The following is a 16,466-nucleotide window of genomic DNA, read 5'->3' on the forward strand; positions in this document are numbered from 1 at the left end:
CACCGCGAAGTGTGGGGTCAGCCGGATGTCCGCCGGAGCCGCGAATTCATAGGTTGAGACCTCGTTCCGATGTGGAAACAGGGGGATCGACATGGAAGCGAGCTTTCGGCACCGCCGCACGGCGATGCGGGCCGGCGCGGTCGTCACCGCGGCCGTCCTGGCCGTGCCGGCGATCGGCGCCGTCCCGGCCGTGGCGGCCGGCCCGCCCCGGGCGGAGTTGCAGACCGCGGTCGACGATCTGCGGGATCTGGGCATGACCGGCGTGCAGGCGGAGGTCTCGCAGGGCCACCGGCAGCTGGTGGCCCGCAGCGGCGTGGCGGATCGCGGGACCGGGCGGCCGATGCCGGCCGACGGCCGGTTCCGGATCGGCAGCAACACCAAGACGTTCGTCTCGGTCGTGGTGCTCCAGCTGGCCGGCGAGGGGAAGCTGTCGCTGGACGACAGGGTCGGGCGGTGGCTGCCCGGCGTGGTGTCGGGCAACGGCAACGACGGGCGCCGGATCACCGTCCGGCAGCTGCTCCAGCACACCAGCGGCCTGCACAACTACACGAACGAGCTGGCCGCGCTGGGCTCGGCCGAGGCCTATCAGGCGCACCGGTTCGATCACTACGAGCCGGCCGACCTGGTCGCCCTGGCGATGAAGCACGAGCCCAGCTTCGCGCCCGGCGCGCGCTGGGAGTATTCGAACACCAACTACATCCTGGCCGGCATGATCATCGAGCGGGTCACCGGCCGGTCCTGGGGGTCCGAGGTGCGCTCGCGGATCCTGCGCCCGCTCGGGTTGCACGACACGTCGTACCCGGGGGACCGGCGCACCCTGCCGCGCCCGTACGCCCGGGCTTATCAGCAGTTCGCCCCGGGCGCCCCGCTGGTCGACGTCACCGAGTTCAACCCGACCGCGGCCGGCGCGGCCGGGGGCATGGTGAGCACGACCGCCGACCTGACCCGGTTCTGGCGCGCGGTGCAGCGCGGCGAATTGCTGCGGCCGGCGCAGGCCGCCCAGATGCACCGGACCGTGCTCGCCGACGGCATGCAGGATCTGCTGCCGGGCATCCGGTACGGGCTCGGGATCTTCTGGGTGCCGAACGCGTGCGGCGGCTTCTGGGGTCACCCCGGTGACGTCGTGGGCACGAGCACCTTCAACGGCGTCACCGGCCCGGGTGACCGGGCCGTGGTGCTCTACCGGACCACCGGGCTGGCCGACGAGGCCCGCTCGGCGGCCGTGGACAACCGGATCATCCGGCTGGTGAACGACGTCATCTGCTGACCGGCGCCCGCCCGGTGCCCGCCGCGAGGCTGGGCACCGGGCGAGCGCTTGTCAGGAGGAGAAGACCGCCGACAATTCGTCGGAGTGGGGAGTGCCCGCGGGCCGCGCCTTGCTCAGGGCAATGGTGGCGGCTCGCAGGTAGGCGCGGTCTCCGCTGGCGACGTACTCGGCGCGCAGGAGCGCGGCGATCTCGTTCGCGAGGGTGAGACGGGCGTCGGTGTCGGCGGTCTTGAACATGGGCACACTTTCTCGATCTACGGACCGCCAATGATGCGCCGTCGAGCGACCGAATGCATCAACCGAAACGGTGATGCCCGGCGTGTCCCCACGTCGTGACGACGGACCGGACGGCCCGTCGTCACGAGAGTGGTGCGGGTGGATCTCAGAGGGGCAGCCAGAGCGCCAGGACGTTCGGCGGTTCCCAGCCCGGCAGCGAGGTGTGCGCCTGCCGGCACTGGTATCGGACCCCGTTGTAGGTCACGACCTGACCCACGGCGTACGGGGTGCCGGCGGCCCAGGTGGTGCCGGCCGGCGGCTGCGTCGTGGGCGGGGTCGTCGGCGGGGTCGTCGCCGGCGGGCGGGTGGTCGGCGGTGCGGTGGTCGGCGGGGTGGTCGCCGGCGGCTGGGTGGGCGGGTTCCCACCGGCGCCGAACGGGCTCATGATGATGCCCGCCCGCTGCGGGTCGCCGTCGTTGACCAGCGACTCGAAGCCGCCGACATCGTCGTACGCGAAGCCGTAGGCCTTACCGTCGGCCATGTTGGCGTGGATGATCCGTGAGTAGTGGTTGGGTGCGGCGTTCTTGTAGAAGGCGTTCGCGTCGTACACGGGCTCGACCGTCGACGTGCCGAGCGTGCCCCGCACGAGCGCCGTGCAGATGGTGCGCCGGACCTCGCTCTGGATGAACGGCGCCACGTTGGGTGCGTTGAAGACGCCGTCGCAACCCCAGACGTTGGCCGTGCTGGGCTTGTCGACCGTCGCCACCTCGGCGCCCGAGCTGTCGGTGAACCGCAGGGTGTTACCCACGGTGCGCCCGAAGAACTTGCGGTTGGGCTCGGCCTGCCGCGGCTGCACGGTCAGGGTCCGGTTGGTGTACGAGGCGAAGGCCGAGGTGATGTACGCGTCGAGGTAGTTGGCCGGGAAGAGGCCGGCGTCGGTGGCCTTGCCCGGCGCGAGCACCCGCAGCACCGTGCCGTCGGAGCGGGTGATGACCGACCGCTCCCAGCCCGGCTGCGCCTTGATCGCGTTGATGACCTTGTTGCGGCCGTCGTTGACCACGTCGCCGGTGCGCTTGGTCTGCCCGGCGCCGTTGGTGACGGTGACCGCGTGCGGGATGCCGAAGAAGTCGACCTGCGAGCTGTTCAGCCACAGCCCGGAGTCGTTGAAGGTGAACTCGCTGGTGTCGAAGAGGGTGTTGAAGTTGGGGTCGCCGGGCGCCCAGGGCGCGGGCTGCACGAAGCCGTCCGGGGTGATGAAGAACTTGATCTTGTCGCGCATCGCCAGGTAGACGCGGCCGGACAAGCCCTTGGGGATGCGGATCGTCGTGCTGCCGCCGTTGCCCGGGCCGGGCATCGACACGTCCGGGGCCGGGGTCGGCGGAAGGCCGCCGGCGGGCCACGGCGTGAACGTGCCGCCGCTGTTCACCGAGCCCCAGCGGCCGTTCATGACGCCGATGACGTAGAGGTGGACCGCGTCGCCGCGGCCGGTGTTGTTGGTGACGGTGACGGGGAGGATGGCGGGTGACGCCGCCGAGGCGGGCATCGCCACCGCGGCGACGGGCACGGCGACGGCCAGGGCCGCCACCGCGCTCAGCCATGCGGTTCGTTTACGCAAGTCGGCTCCTTGACTCTGCTGGCTCCGGGGGATGAGAGCGCTCTCGCAGAATGTTTTGGAAAGTTAACAGTTGTCAATGGAACCGATCGAACGGTGCCCGAACGCTCACTCGAAGAACTTGAGCCCGAACCCCGTGCTGGACGTCGCGCCGGGCACGTTCGCCCTGGTGTAGGTGCTGTTGCCCCACCAGGCGAAGGTGCCGGTGTACCAGTAGCGGTTCTCCCAGGCGTACGGCGTGCCCTTCGGAACCGCGTGATACATCATCGGGAACCGCGGACCGGCCGGCGGGCTCGTGGCGATGTCGCCGTTGAGCAGTACGAACGTGTGGTGACCGGGCCCGTTGGCGGACAGCGTCGGATCCCAGCCGGCCATCATGGTGGCCCGGTTCGAGCCGAACTGGCAGCCGTTCGACTTGTACCAGTCCCAGACGTACGTGGGGTCGCCGCCCGCCCGCAGCCGGAGGTCGGCCAGGCAGTACTGGTCGCTCCAGCTGCCGTTGGCCGAGTAGACGATGTGCAGCTGCCCGTTGGGGTCGCGGATCGGCTCGGGTCCCTCGTTGATGAACGGGTTGCCGACCACCCGTTCCCAGCTCTCCCGGGGCTGCGAGATCACGTACCGCGCGCCGGTGGTCGTGGTCGGGCTGCTCATCCGGGCCAGATAGAGGTTCTGCTCGACGTTGGTGGTGCCGGCCCAGCCCGACCAGACGAAGAAGCGCTGCCCGTTGAAGACGAACATCGCACCGTCGATGGCCCACCGGTCGTCCGGCAGCGCCATCCGCGTCTCGGCGGTGTAACCGCTCGCGGCGGCGGCCGAGCTGATCACGTACATCCGATGGGCGGAGCCACGGCCGGCCGAGAAGTAGATGTAGTAACGCCCGGCGTCGGTGGTGATCTCGGGCGCCCACACCTCGCCCAGGTTGCGGGTGTCGCTCCAGACCTGACGGGCGGGCGCCGCGGCGAGCCCGTCGGTCGACGAGGCCTGCCGCACGGCGATGCCCGCGCCGGTCGACTGGACCGAGATGTACGTGCCGCCAACGCGCAACACGCTCGGATCGGCCGCCCGCAAAGGGGTCTGCCCGGCCTCGGCACGGGTGGCGGTGGCGAGCGTGGCGGCCAGCACGAGCGCGGCCGCCACGGCCAGATAGCGATTTCTCATGGGGATTCCCGGGGATGAGGGGATGGGGATGTCCCGAGAGTCCATTTCTTGTTACAACGTTGTCAACTGTGAACGCGCGAGTCGGCGCCAACGGGCAACGCTTACTCCTGACAGGACCACGTGATCCGCCCGGAGACCGCCGGGGCCGCCGCCACCCGTGGTGCCGTCGTCGTTCTGGACGGACAGCTCGGTGAAGGTCCACGACCCGCCGCCCCTGCCGTCGGTGGTCACCTCGCTGGTGGTGTTGCTCTGGGTGAAGTAGAGGGTGCCGTCGAAGCTGATCCCGGGCGGGCTGCCCGTGTCGGTCAGCGTGCCCCGGCCGTACGTGCCCGCCCCCAGGTAGTCCTCGACCATCGCGCCCACGAAGACCCGCCGGCCGGCGACCGGCTCGGTCAGCATCTGCGGCAGGACGAAATACTTGCGGCCCTCGTCGTCGGACTCCCCACCGCCGTACTGCTCGCAGGACTCGTAGTCGACGCCGTTGTTCGTCGCCATCGGCGCGAAGCTGGTGCCCTTCAGCGCGACCGCCCCGGTCACCTCCACACTGACCTCGGTGTGCAGATCACCCACCGTCATGCCCGTGTCGCCGGACTCGCCGGACGCCTCGGTGCTGCCGCAGCCGGCTGTGGCCATGAGACCGGCCAGCGCGAGCGCCGCCACCCGCTTCCTACCCCTGGTCATTTCTTTCCGTCCCTTGCCCGATGAGCTCATTGATCAGCGCCGCTAGCCTGAGGGCCGGCACTGAAGGAACGCTTAAGAAGCGGAGACGCATGCGCTTCGAGGTCCTCGGCCCGGTCCGGGCGCTCGACGGCGACGGCGCCGCCGTGCCGCTGCCGCCCCGCATGCGGGCCCTGCTCGCCGTGCTGATCGCGGCGGCCGGGCACCCGGTCTCGGCCGAGCGGCTGATCGCCGAGCTGTGGCCGGGCGAGGTCCCGCCCACGGCGGCCGGCGCCCTGCAGGTGCACGTCTCCGGGCTGCGCAAGATCGTCGGCGCCGTGCTGGAGACGACGCCGGGCGGCTACCGGCTGCGCGCGCCCTCGGACGCGGACGAGTTCACCGCCCGGGTGGCCGGCGACGCGCTGGACGAGGCGCTCGCACTCTGGCGCGGGCCCGCCTTCGAGGGCGGTGGCAGCGGTCCGATCGTGGCGGCGGCATCGGCCCGGCTGACCGAGGCGCTGCTGGCCGCGCGGCTGCGGTGGGCCGACCGGGAACTGGCCGCGGCCCGCCCGGTGGTGGCCGAGCTGAGCGGCTGGGTGGCCGCCGAGCCGGTCGCCGAGCCCCTGGTCGAGCGGCTCATGCTGGCGCTGTACCGGGCCGGACGGGCCGGTGCCGCCCTCGAGCTCTACGAGCGGACCGTGCTGGCCCTGGCCGACTACGGGACGACGCCCCGCCCCGCGCCGACCGCCCTGGCCGAGGCGATCCGGCGCGGCGACCCGACCCTCGACCGGCCGGCGCCCGGACTGCCCGGGTCCCGCAACCGGTTCATCGGCCGGCGGGCCGAGCTCGACCGGGTGATCGACCTGCTCGGCGGGGCCCGGCTGCTCACCGTCACCGGGCCCGGTGGCTGCGGCAAGACCCGGCTGTCGGTCGAGCTGGCCCGCGAGATCACGTCCGAGTACGAGACCGTGCACATCGTCGAGCTGGCCGGTCTGACCACCGAGCTGCTGGCCGAACGCGTCGCCGCCGCCACCGGCGCCCGCGAGGAGCAGGGTGTGCCGGTGCTCGACGTGCTGGCCCGGCACCTGGCCGGCCGGACCCTGCTGGTGCTGGACAACTGCGAGCACGTCCGCGCCGCCGCCGCCCGGTTCGTCCACGACCTGCTGCCGGCCGTGCCCGGCATCCGGGTCGTCGCCACCAGCCGGGAGCCGCTCGGCCTGGCCGGCGAGGTGGTGTTCTCGCTGGAGGGCCTGGGCACGCCGGACGCGGTGCGGCTGTTCACCGACCGGGTCACCGCCGCCCGCGGCGGGGCCGGGTTGCAACCCGGCGAGGCACCGGTCGTGGCCGAGCTGTGCCGCCGGCTCGACGGCCTGCCGCTGGCGATCGAGCTCGCCGCGGCCCGGCTGCGGGCCCTCGCCCTGTCCGAGATCATGGTCCGGCTCGACCGCCGGCTCGAGCTGCTGGTCGGCACCTCGCCGGTGCCCCGGCACCAGACCATGCGGGCGGCGATCGACTGGGGCTTCGACCTGCTCGACGCCGGCCAGCAGCAGCTGCTCGTCCGGCTGGGGGTCTTCGCCGGCAGCTTCGACCTGGCCGCCGCCTCCGCCGTCGCGGGCGCCGACGCCCTGAACCCGCTGACCAGGCTGGTCGAGCGTTCCATGGTGGAGCGACGCCACGGCCGGTACGCCCTGATCGAGACGCTGCGCGAGTACGCGCTGGACCGCCTGGCCGAGGACGACCCGGCCCGCGAGCGGCACGTGGCCCTGCGGGTCGGACAGCTGGCCGTCGCGCCGCCCACCGACGGCCCGGCCCACACCCGCTGGCTGGCCACCACGGCCGACGACTACGACAACATCCAGGCCGCCCTGACCTGGTCGCTCGAGCACGGCCAGGCCGAGCAGGGCCTGCGCATCGCGGCCGGCATGTGGTGGTACTGGTGGGTGACCGGCCGGATGGCCGAGGGCCGGTCGTGGCTGGGCCGCGCGCTCGAAGCCGTGCCGGCCGACCCGACACCGTTGCGGGGTCAGGCGTTACGGGCGGCTGCCTCACTCGCCCGTAACTCCGGCGACCTGCCCGCGGCCCGCGAGCTGGGTGAGCAGGCGCTGGCGGTGTTCCGCGAGCTCGCCGACGGCCCCGGCGCGATCGCCGCGCTCAACAACCTGTCGATCACGGCCCAGGCCCAGCACGACTACGAGGCTTCGCTGGCTTTCGGGTACGAGGGACTCGCGCTGGCCGAGAAGGCGGGCGCCGTGCGAGCGATCGCCGCCACCCTGAACAACACCGCCGGCACCCTGCGCTGCCAGGACCGCCTGGACGAGGCGGAGCCGTTGTTCGAGCGGGCGCTGGCCCGCTTCCGCGAGGTCGGCGAGCAGCGTGGGGAGGCGGCCGCCCTGACCAACCTGGGCATCGTGACCCGCCGCCGCGGCCGCCTCGGCGAGTCCGGCGACTACATGCGCCGAGCCCTGCGCATCTACGCCGACCTGGGCATAGCCGAGGGCCAGCTCGACGCGCTGGAGGGCCTGGCCCAGCTGTCGATCCTCGCCGGTGACCCGCTGCCCGGCCTGACCCTGCTGGCCGTGGCCGACCGCGAGCGCGCCGACCTGGGCTCCCCGATCTTCACCCCCGACGAGATCGCCGACCGCGAGGACGCCGAACACCGCGCCCGCAACGCCCTCACCCCCGACGGCGTGGCCCAAGCCTTTCGTACGGCGTCGGCCACCTCGCTGGAAGCAGCCGTCCAGCAACTGACCGTCTGACCGGCCCCGTAGCCTCCGAGCGGTACGCACATCGTCGTCGTCTCCAGAGGCCGACCTTGTCACGGCGCCAGTCTTGCTGTCATCAAGAGCGGACGGCGGCGGGTGAGTATGGAGATGCTGGGCATCAGTGATCTGGACGACTCGGTGCACGAGAAGCTTCGCCTTCGTGCCGAGCGGCACGGCAGGTCGTTGGAGGCTGAGATCCGTAGCATTCTGACTGCGGCGGTCGATGGCTACGTGCCGGACACCGATCTGTTCACTGCTCTCGCCGACCGGTTCACTCAGCTCGGCGGAGTCGAGCTCGATCTGCCGGCCGCGGTGCGGGCGCCCGGCCGCGCCGGGTGTTGATGTCCTCGATGCCGGGGCGGAGCTCAGGTGCGCCGAGCCGGCCGAGGCCCGCGCGGAGGGCGGTCAGGCCAGCCAGCCGGGGCGGATCAGGCCTGCCTCGTAGGCGTAGACGACCAGTTGGGCCCGGTCGCGGGCGCCTAGCTTGATCATCGTGCGGCTGACGTGGGTCTTGGCGGTGGCCGGGCTGATCACCAGGCGGGCGGCTATCTCGTCGTTGGAGAGGCCCTCGGCCACCAGGACCAGGACCTCGCGTTCGCGGTCGGTCAGGTGGTCGAGGGTGGCCGGTGGGGTGGCGGCGGAGCGGCCGTGGGTGCCGCCGGCGAACTCGCCGATCACGCGGCGGGTCACGCCGGGTGAGAGCAGACCGTCGCCGGCGGCCACGGCTCGGACGCCGCGGATCAGCTCGACCGGCTCGGTGTCCTTGACCAGGAAGCCGGAGGCGCCCAGCCGCAGCGCCTCGAAGACGTACTCGTCGAGCTCGAACGTCGTCAGGATGACCACGCGGGTGCCGGTGAGGGACGGGTCGGCGGCTATCCGGCGGGTGGCCTCGAGCCCGTCGACGCCGGGCATGCGGATGTCCATGAGGACGACGTCGGGCTTGGTCTTCTGAGCCTGGGCCACCGCCTCCAGGCCGTCGGCGGCCTCGCCCACCACCTCGATGTCGGGCTCGGCGTTGAGCAGCGCCCGGAAACCGGCGCGGACGAGAAGCTGGTCGTCCGCCAGCACTATCGAGATCACTCCGTCGCTCCTTCGCTCCGCGCGCACTCGGCGGAGGTCGCCGCCGCCCGTCCATCTCCGGCCGCGGCGCGTGCTTCCCCGGCCGCCGCGCGCTCGTCCCGGGCTGCCGCATGCTCGTCCCGGGCTGCCGCATGCTCATCCCGGGCCGGGGGTGGCTCGTCGCCGGTCGGTAGCAGGACCGAGACCAGGAAGCCGTCGGGCACCGGGCCCGCCTCGAGCGTGCCGCCCAGGCTCTGGGCCCGGGCGCGCATCCCCGCGATGCCCGTGCCGGGCGGGCCGCCCTCGGCCGGGGCCGGCGCGTTCGCCGTGTCGTTGCGGATCGCCAGGTGCAGGGCGGTGGGCAGGTAGTCGACCGAGACGGCGGCGGTCGCGCCCTGACCGGCGTGACGGCGGACGTTGGTCAGCGCCTCCTGCACGATGCGGTAGGCCGCCCGGTCGACCTCGGCCGGCAGCGCGCGCACCTCGCCGGTCACCTTGGTGGCGACCGGCAGGCCGGCGTCGGCGGTCAGATCGTCCAGGCGGCTCAGGCCCAGCGCCGGCTGTCTCGGCGCCGCCTCGTCCTCGGTGCGCAGCGCGCCCAGCACCGAACGCACCTCCCGCAACGCCTCCGAACTGGCCGTCTTGATCGCCGAGAGGGCCTCGCGGGCCTGCTCGGGGCGGCTGTCCATCAGGTGCAGGCCCACGCCGGCCTGCACGTTGATCAGCGACAGGTGGTGGCCGATCACGTCGTGCAGCTCGCGGGCGATGCGCAGCCTCTCCTCGGACGCCTGACGACGCTGCTGCTCCTGCTCGGCCCGCTCGCGCTCGGCCCGCACCTTCATCGTCTGGGCCATCTGCTCGGCGCGGATCTTGGCGGCACCGCCCAGGAAGATCGTGGCGCCCAGCGCGAGACCGAGCAGCAGCACCTCACGCAGCCCGGGGCGGGTGCCGGCCGGGAGCCCGAGCTGACCGGGGAAGATCCAGAACACCAGCAGATAGACCGCATAGGCCGCCCCGGCGCTGATCAGCGCGGCGGTGCGCCGCCCGCGGCAGGCCAGGTTGAACAGCGCGACGATCGGCGCGACCGCCCAGAACCAGTGCGGCTGGGCGACCGTCGCGAAGCCGAGCGAGGTGGCCGCGGCGAGCACGAACACCGCGACCGGGTAGCGCCGGCGCAGGAGCAGCGCGACCGGCCCGACCAGCAGCAACAGGTAGAGCGCGGGCCGCATGGTGACGAGGAGGTGCCCCTGGCCGGCCTGCTGCTTGGCCCCCAGCGCCTGGAACAGCCCGGCACCGATCGCCGCGCCGGCGCCCGGCCCGCGGGGGTGCCCGGGGATCGACGCCGGCCCGGGGAACCGCCCGGTGCGGTTGTCCCGCGCCCAGGGCGGCATCGGCGGCCCGTGCGTGTGTCTCACGCTGCCGAAGCTACGGCACGCGGGGCCGGTGGGCATCGGTGCACGGGTGGGTTTCCGGTACTCCCGGCGTAGTACTCCGGGTCGAGGTCGTGCGCCCCCGGTCGTACGCCGGAGGGCCGGAACCCTCCCGGAGGCCGCCCGGAAGATGCTCCGCCGGGCCGACGCCCCGCGCCGGGCGAAAGCCGATGCTGGGAACACGACCGAGGAGGATGCGATGCAACCCGATGACTCGACCTGGTCCACCGCCACCAAGCGGATGCGGACCTCCGACAAGGAGCGTGAGCAGGTCGCCGAGATCCTGCGGGCCGCGATGACCGAGGGCCGGCTCGACCTGACCGAGGGCGAGGAGCGGCTGGCCCGGGCGTACGCCTCGAAGTTCCGCGACGAGCTCGGCCCGCTCACCGCCGACCTGCCCGGCGGAGGCCTGAGTGCCCTCGCCAACACTCCCGAGGCCCGGGACGCGACACGCCGGGGCCTGCGCCGGCACGCCGGGATCATCGTCTCGATCGCGATGATCCTGACCGGTTTGTGGATCATCTCGGGGGCGCAGTTCTTCTGGCCCGCCATTCCGCTGACCTTCCTGGTCATCGGCTTCTTCAAGCACGCGCGGTACCGCCGCTGGCAGGCCGAGTACAGCCTCGGTCACGGTGTCGCGCCGTGGAACGCCCCCGGCTGGGGCGGTCACCCGCGTTTCCACAGTGGACATCGAGGTTGTTGATCAACCGGCCCCGCTCTGACAGGTTGACTTAGTTTCAGCGCTGTTCAGCTCGGGGAGGGCAACACTCGCATGATGGGTCCGTCGCACGCTCTTTCGGGGGCGACCGCCTGGTTGGCCGGCACCTGGGCCCTGGACCATTTCGCCGGGTACGAGCAGTCGCCCCTGGCCGTCGCCGTCGGCACCCTGGTGTGTGCCGGCGGCGCGCTGCTGCCCGACCTGGACCTGTCCGGCAAGGTGACCCGCAACCAGGGCGGCGCGACCGTCGCCCGGACGTTCGGGGTGTTCTCCCTCTTCGTGGCCGAGGTGATCGAGAAGGTCTCGCTGGGCATCTATACGGCGACCCGGCTCAGCCGCGACCCGCGGCGCACCAACGGGCACCGCACGTTCACCCACACCCTGCCGTTCGCGGCGCTGGTCGGCTGGGGCACGACGTGGCTGGCCGGGCACTACGGCAAGTGGGCGGTCATCGGCATCGTGTTCTTCATGGCCGGTCTGGCCCTGCGGGGACTGTTCGACCAGTGGGCCCAGCGGGCGGGCTGGGTCATCGTCACGATCTGCTCGGCCGTGATCGCCTTCTTCACCGTGGCCAACCTGCCGGGCGACCGGGGCTACCCGATGCTGGGGTTCGCGGTCGCGGTCGGCTGCTTCGTGCACCTGCTGGGCGACATCATCACCTCGGCCGGCGTGCCGATCCTGTGGCCGATACCCACCGGGCGCCGGCTGTGGCGGATGGTCGGCGTGCCCAACGGCATGGCGGTCAAGGTCGGCGGCAAGGTCGAGACGGTCGTGCTGCGAAGCGCTTTCATCATCATCTCGCTGCTGGCCATCGCCGGCATCTACGCGCCGGGTCTGCTCCAGCAGATCGCGCCCGAGGCCTGGGCCGGCCGCGGGGGCCGCTGACAGCCCCCGCGGCCGGCGTCAGACGGAGCCGAACCAGCGGGCGAGGTGGTCGTCCAGGTCCGCCTGGTCGTCGCCGATCCAGGCGACGTGGCCGTCGGGCCGGAGCAGGACGGCCGGAGCGTCCAAGGGTGCGGTGGGGTCGGCCAGGTGGTCGACCCGGTCCGGGCGGCCGCCGGTGGTCAGCCGGGCGGTGCGGTCCAGCAGGAGACCCCGGCCGCGGTGCAGCAGGCCGTAGAGGCGGCCCGGTCGCAGGTCGAGGTCGGGCTGGCGGCGGCCGAGCAGGTCGGGGCCCGGTCCGAAGTCGTAGCGGACACCGATCGCGGTGATCTTCTCGAGCAGGTGGTGGTTGACCTCGTCGAAGTCCATCAGCTCGGTGAGCAGCCGGCGGACGGCCCGGGGGCCCGGCCCGGGCGACAGCAGCTCCGTCTGCGCGCGGGTGTTGTCCAGTACGTCCTCGGCCACCGGGCGGCGCTCGGCCTGATAGGTGTCGAGCAGCCGGTCCGGCGCCCAGCCGCGGATCCGCCCGGCCAGTTTCCAGCCGAGGTTGACGGCGTCCTGCAGGCCCAGGTTGAGGCCCTGCCCGCCGATGGGCGGGTGGATGTGGGCTGCGTCGCCGGCCAGCAGCACCCGCCCGGCCCGGTACTGGCCGGCCAGGCGGGTGGCGTCGCCGAAGCGGGACAGCCAGCGCGCGGAGTGCACGCCGAAGTCGGTTCCGGCGAGGGCCCGCAACTGGCGCCGGAACTCTTCCAGGGTGGGTGGCTCGGCCCGGTCGCTGACTTCCGCGGCCGGGACGATGACCCGATAGACGCCGGCGCCCGCGGGTCCGACGACAAGCCGCTGATCGGTCCGGCGGATCTCGGCCACGGTGGCCGCGATCTCGGCCGGCGGCGCGCTCGCCTCCACCTCGCCCATCAGCGTCTCTGTGCGCGCGGGCTCGCCGTCGAAACTGATGCCGGCGAGTTTGCGTACCGTGCTGCGCGCGCCGTCACAGCCGACGAGATAGCGGGCGCGCAGCGTTTCGCCGTCGGCCGTCCGGACGGTCACGCCGTCCTCGTCCTGGTCTAGGCCGGTCACCGGGCACCCGCGCCGGATCTCCGCGCCGAGCGCTGTCGCGTGGTCCTCGAGCAGACGGACGACCACTGGTTGCGGGATGCCCAGCAGGAAGGCGTAGGCCGGATCCAGGCCCGCGGGCGCGGGCTTGTCGATGGCGGCGAAGTAGGCGCCGGCCGGACGACGCCGTCCCTTCACGAGCAGGGGGTCCAGCAGCCCGCGCATCGCCATCAGCTCGAGACTGCGGATGTGCAGACCGACGATGCGGACGGCGGACGTGGGTTCGGTGTCTTTCTCCAGGACGAGGACCCGGACGTCGTGGAGCCGGAGCTCGGCGGCCAGCATCGCGCCGGCCGGTCCGCATCCGGCAATGATCACGTCGACAACAGAGTGCACAGGTGGTGCCTTTCGGGAGTGCCCGGTGGGGGAGGCGCTCCCGGCGACACCTATGTCAATCGCCCGGCCGTGACGGCAGGGGGAGCACCCACATCGATACAGCGGTCATGGGTCTCACCTCCTCGGGCCGGTCACGGTCAGCTGCAAGCTATCGGCCCGGGCAGTGCCCCGTCCAGTCCCGGCCGGCTTGCCTCAAGTAGGCGACGGCGGTACCGATACCAAGCTCCGTGCTGAACTCACCGGGTACGTCGCCGCCGAGCTCCGGGCGCCTGCGGGCGCTGCGGGCCACCGGCCTGCTCGAATCCCAGGACGTGCACGCGCTCGACCGGCTGACCAAGCTGGCCGCCCGCATGCTCGAAGCGCCCACCGCCCTCGTGTCGCTGGTCGACGAGGACCGGCAGCGCTTCGCGAGCGCGTACGGCCTGACCGGTGAGCTCGCCGAGACCCGGCAGACCCCGCTGTCCCACTCGTACTGCAAGTACGTCGTCGAGGACCAGGCCGCGCTGGTCGTGCCCGACGCCCGGCTCGACGCCCGCCTGCACGACAGTCCGGCGATCGGCGACTACAGCGCGATCGCCTACGCCGGCGTGCCGCTGCGCTCGCCCGACGGCTACGTGCTCGGGTCGTTCTGTGTGGCCGACTCGGTGCCGCGCCAGTGGAGCCGCGACGACCTGGCCGTGCTGCGCGACCTGGCCGAGTCGGCCGAGTCCGAGGTGGCGCTGCGGCTGGCCCGGGCCGAGCAGGAGATCTCGTCGGCCCGGCTGAGCGCGGTGCTGGGCGCGACCCACGACGCGTACATCTCGACCGACCTGACCGGCGAGGTGCTCGCCTGGAACGGCGCCGCCGAGCGGATGTTCGGATATCCGGTCGCCTACGCGGTGGGCCGCAACGTCGCCGACCTGATCATCCCCGAGCGCTTCCGGGCCGACCACCTGGCCGGCCTGACGCGGGTCCGGGCCACCGGCGACTCCCAGCTCTCCGGGCAGCACCTGCGGATCGCCGCGCTGACCAGCACCGGCCGCGAGTTCCCGGCCGAGATGACGCTGCAGGTCGTGGCCGAGCCCGGTGGCCCGGTCTGCCACGCGTTCGTGCACGACATCACCGGGCGTCTCGTCGCCACCAACGAGATGGAGCAGCACCGCAAGAAGCTCGACGAGGAGCACGCCTTCCTCGAGGCCGTGCTCGACAGCGTCGACGTCGGCATCGCGGCCTGCGACGTCGACGGCCGGATGACCCTGCTCAACCGGGCCGCCCGGACTCTCACCGGCCGGGAGACCACGCCCGACACGCCGGTCGACGACTGGCTGGCCGCCTTCCCGGTGTACGAGCCGGACGGCCGCACGCTGGTGACGGACATGCCGCTGACCCGGGCCCACGCCGGTGAGATCGTCGAGGGCCGGCAGATGCTGGTCAAGACGCCGGACTCGTGGCGCCGGTTCGTCACCAACGGCCGGCCGATCGAGACCGGCGACCACCGCCGGCTCGGCGCCGTCGTGGCCTTCCACGACATCACCGAGGCGCACCGGGCCGAGGAGCTGCGCCGCGCCCGGCACGCGGTGGCGCAGGTCCTCTCCGAGGCCACCAACGCCAAGGACGCCGGCATCGAGGCGGTCGCCGCCATCACCAAGTCGCTCGGCTGGCTGTGCGGGGAGTACTGGCAGGTCACCGAGGACCGCAAGTCGATCGTGCGGCACAGCTCGCACACCACCGGGGACCGGGACCTGTCCGCCTTCACCGGCGACGACGCGCTCACCTTCGTGATGGGTGAGGGCCTGCCCGGGCTGGTCTGGGCCCGCAACGGTGAGGTGTGGTGGGACACCAGCGAGATGCCGACCGACATGGTCGACCAGGGGCGCGCGACGCTGCACGAGGTCGGCATGCGGGTGGCGGTCGGCGTGCCGGTGCGCTCCGGCCGGCGGACCCTGGGCGTGCTCGCCTTCTACACCGACCAGGATCTGCCGTTCGACTCCGACACCGTGCAGATGCTCGACGCGGCCGCCGCTCACCTGGGCCGCTTCGTCGAGCGCCGCTGGGCCGAGGACATGTCGCTGGCCCTGGCCGACGCCCGGCGCAACTTCGACCGGATCGTCGCGCAGGTCAACGACTACGTCTGGACCGTCGAGGTGGCCGGCGGCGGCGAGCCGCGGCTGGTCTACGCCAGCCCGAACGGCGCGGCGGTCTTCGGCGGCCCGGTCACGATCTCGGAACCGGTCATCCTGGCCGACCAGACTCATCGGGACGACCTGGAGATCCTGGCCGAGTTCAACCGGAAGCTGCTCGACGGTGAGCACGCCGAGATGGAGTGCCGGGTCGTTGGTCTGGACGGTGTGGTCCGCTGGATCTGGACCCGCGCCGCCGCGCGCTTCGAGGGTGAGCGGTTCCTGGTCGACGGCCTCTCGACCGACGTGACCGAGCGCCACGAGCTCTCCGAGCAGCGCGAGCGCCTGCTCGACCAGGAGCGTGAGCAGGTCGAGAAGCTGCGCGAGCTCGACCGGATGAAGGACGAGCTGTCCGCTGTCGTCATCCACGAACTCCGCAACCCGGTGGGCGTCATCAAGGCGTACACCGAGGTCCTGCTCGAGAGCCCGGTGCTGGCCGGCGCCGAGCGCAAGCACGCCACCGTCGTCGAGCGGACCACCCGGCACCTGCAGGGGCTGGTGGACGACCTGCTCGACCTGGCCCGGCTGGACGCCGGCCACATCAGCATCGACCCGTCCCCGATGGCGGCCGACACCGTGCTGCGCGACGTGCTCTACAGCCACCACCTCAGCGCCGCCGCCAAGAAGCTGACCCTGAACGCGGCGATCAAACCCGAGCTCGACGTGCTGGCCGACGCCCAGCGCCTGCGCCAGGCCCTGGACAACCTGATCTCCAACGCCGTCAAGTACACGCCCGAGGGCGGCACGGTGTCGGTGACCGCCGAGCACGACGGTGACGCCGTGGTGATCACGATCAGCGACAACGGCATCGGCATCCCCGCCGAGCAGTACCCGCACCTGTTCAGCCGCTTCTTCCGGGCCAGCAACGCCCAGAAGGCCGGCATCAAGGGCACGGGTCTGGGCCTGGCCGTCACCAAGGCGATCATCGACGCCCACGGTGGCTCGCTCACGGCCCGGCCGGCGGCCGGCGGCGGTACGGAGTTCGCGCTGTCCCTGCCGGCGTCGGAGCTCACCTTCGACGAGCGTCAGCGGTAGTCGTTCGTGCCCGTTTGGGGTGATCGTCCGGGCACGCTGTACTGACGTCGGCTGACCCCCTG

Annotated in this window: 13 protein-coding genes; 6 read left to right on the forward strand and 7 right to left on the reverse strand. The window is 72.4% G+C overall.

Annotation, left to right across the window (positions count from 1 at the left end):
* The first annotated feature begins 91 nt into the window (after positions 1-91).
* Positions 92-1,267, forward strand: a complete 1,176-nt coding sequence (locus NAG42_RS14130) for a serine hydrolase domain-containing protein (RefSeq protein WP_250030687.1) — start codon at positions 92-94, stop codon at positions 1,265-1,267.
* Between the two features lie 51 nt (positions 1,268-1,318).
* Here the strand turns inward: NAG42_RS14130 and NAG42_RS14135 are convergent, their stop codons facing one another.
* The 4 genes from NAG42_RS14135 to NAG42_RS14150 form a co-directional block, all read right to left on the reverse strand.
* Positions 1,319-1,504 (reverse strand): hypothetical protein, encoded by a 186-nt coding sequence (locus NAG42_RS14135; RefSeq protein ID WP_250030688.1) that lies wholly within the window; start codon positions 1,502-1,504, stop codon positions 1,319-1,321.
* A gap of 145 nt (positions 1,505-1,649) precedes the next feature.
* Positions 1,650-3,098 (reverse strand): beta-1,3-glucanase family protein, encoded by a 1,449-nt coding sequence (locus NAG42_RS14140; protein WP_284045279.1) that lies wholly within the window; start codon positions 3,096-3,098, stop codon positions 1,650-1,652.
* Positions 3,099-3,203: 105 nt separating this feature from the next.
* Complete coding sequence (locus NAG42_RS14145) at positions 3,204-4,253, reverse strand: glycoside hydrolase family 43 protein (protein WP_250030689.1); 1,050 nt, start codon at positions 4,251-4,253, stop codon at positions 3,204-3,206.
* Positions 4,254-4,304: 51 nt separating this feature from the next.
* Positions 4,305-4,934, reverse strand: a complete 630-nt coding sequence (locus NAG42_RS14150) for a hypothetical protein (RefSeq protein ID WP_250030690.1) — start codon at positions 4,932-4,934, stop codon at positions 4,305-4,307.
* 89 nt (positions 4,935-5,023) lie between these two features.
* Between NAG42_RS14150 and NAG42_RS14155 the strand changes: the two genes are divergently transcribed.
* Together NAG42_RS14155 and NAG42_RS14160 are read left to right on the forward strand one after the other, a co-directional pair.
* Positions 5,024-7,666 carry an ATP-binding protein gene (locus NAG42_RS14155; protein WP_250030691.1) on the forward strand — a complete coding sequence of 881 codons (2,643 nt, stop codon included), beginning with the start codon at positions 5,024-5,026 and terminating at the stop codon, positions 7,664-7,666.
* A gap of 108 nt (positions 7,667-7,774) precedes the next feature.
* Positions 7,775-8,014: a FitA-like ribbon-helix-helix domain-containing protein gene (locus NAG42_RS14160; protein WP_250030692.1), complete on the forward strand. Its 240-nt coding sequence runs from the start codon at positions 7,775-7,777 to the stop codon at positions 8,012-8,014.
* A 63-nt stretch (positions 8,015-8,077) separates the two neighbouring features.
* On the opposite strand, the gene NAG42_RS14165 is transcribed toward NAG42_RS14160, so the two are convergent.
* Together NAG42_RS14165 and NAG42_RS14170 are read right to left on the reverse strand one after the other, a co-directional pair.
* Positions 8,078-8,752 carry a response regulator transcription factor gene (locus tag NAG42_RS14165; protein WP_250030693.1) on the reverse strand — a complete coding sequence of 225 codons (675 nt, stop codon included), beginning with the start codon at positions 8,750-8,752 and terminating at the stop codon, positions 8,078-8,080.
* Positions 8,749-10,146: a sensor histidine kinase gene (locus NAG42_RS14170; RefSeq protein WP_250030694.1), complete on the reverse strand. Its 1,398-nt coding sequence runs from the start codon at positions 10,144-10,146 to the stop codon at positions 8,749-8,751. The genes NAG42_RS14165 and NAG42_RS14170 overlap by 4 nt, the downstream gene beginning before the upstream one ends.
* A 214-nt stretch (positions 10,147-10,360) precedes the next feature.
* Here NAG42_RS14170 and NAG42_RS14175 point away from each other — a divergent pair, with 214 nt between their 5' ends.
* Together NAG42_RS14175 and NAG42_RS14180 are read left to right on the forward strand one after the other, a co-directional pair.
* On the forward strand, positions 10,361-10,864 hold the full coding sequence (locus NAG42_RS14175) for a DUF1707 SHOCT-like domain-containing protein (protein WP_250030695.1): 504 nt from the start codon (positions 10,361-10,363) through the stop codon (positions 10,862-10,864).
* A 69-nt stretch (positions 10,865-10,933) separates the two neighbouring features.
* Positions 10,934-11,764, forward strand: coding sequence for a metal-dependent hydrolase (locus NAG42_RS14180; protein WP_250030696.1), 831 nt, complete (start codon positions 10,934-10,936; stop codon positions 11,762-11,764).
* 18 nt (positions 11,765-11,782) lie between these two features.
* Here the strand turns inward: NAG42_RS14180 and NAG42_RS14185 are convergent, their stop codons facing one another.
* Positions 11,783-13,159 (reverse strand): FAD-dependent oxidoreductase, encoded by a 1,377-nt coding sequence (locus tag NAG42_RS14185; RefSeq protein ID WP_250030898.1) that lies wholly within the window; start codon positions 13,157-13,159, stop codon positions 11,783-11,785.
* A gap of 278 nt (positions 13,160-13,437) precedes the next feature.
* Between NAG42_RS14185 and NAG42_RS14190 the strand changes: the two genes are divergently transcribed.
* Positions 13,438-16,404 (forward strand): sensor histidine kinase, encoded by a 2,967-nt coding sequence (locus tag NAG42_RS14190; RefSeq protein ID WP_250030697.1) that lies wholly within the window; start codon positions 13,438-13,440, stop codon positions 16,402-16,404.
* Positions 16,405-16,466: the final 62 nt, after the last annotated feature.

This window comes from Paractinoplanes maris, from assembly GCF_023544465.1.
GTDB classification, from domain to species: Bacteria; Actinomycetota; Actinomycetes; order Mycobacteriales; family Micromonosporaceae; genus Actinoplanes; species Actinoplanes maris.

Coding starts and splice junctions, on each gene's coding strand:
- NAG42_RS14130 (WP_250030687.1), top strand. CDS start 92: ATGGAAGCGAGCTTTCGGCACCGCCGCACGGCGATGCGGGCCGGCGCG.
- NAG42_RS14135 (WP_250030688.1), bottom strand. CDS start 1,504: ATGTTCAAGACCGCCGACACCGACGCCCGTCTCACCCTCGCGAACGAG.
- NAG42_RS14145 (WP_250030689.1), bottom strand. CDS start 4,253: ATGAGAAATCGCTATCTGGCCGTGGCGGCCGCGCTCGTGCTGGCCGCC.
- NAG42_RS14150 (WP_250030690.1), bottom strand. CDS start 4,934: ATGACCAGGGGTAGGAAGCGGGTGGCGGCGCTCGCGCTGGCCGGTCTC.
- NAG42_RS14155 (WP_250030691.1), top strand. CDS start 5,024: ATGCGCTTCGAGGTCCTCGGCCCGGTCCGGGCGCTCGACGGCGACGGC.
- NAG42_RS14160 (WP_250030692.1), top strand. CDS start 7,775: ATGGAGATGCTGGGCATCAGTGATCTGGACGACTCGGTGCACGAGAAG.
- NAG42_RS14175 (WP_250030695.1), top strand. CDS start 10,361: ATGCAACCCGATGACTCGACCTGGTCCACCGCCACCAAGCGGATGCGG.
- NAG42_RS14180 (WP_250030696.1), top strand. CDS start 10,934: ATGATGGGTCCGTCGCACGCTCTTTCGGGGGCGACCGCCTGGTTGGCC.
- NAG42_RS14185 (WP_250030898.1), bottom strand. CDS start 13,159: ATGCTGGCCGCCGAGCTCCGGCTCCACGACGTCCGGGTCCTCGTCCTG.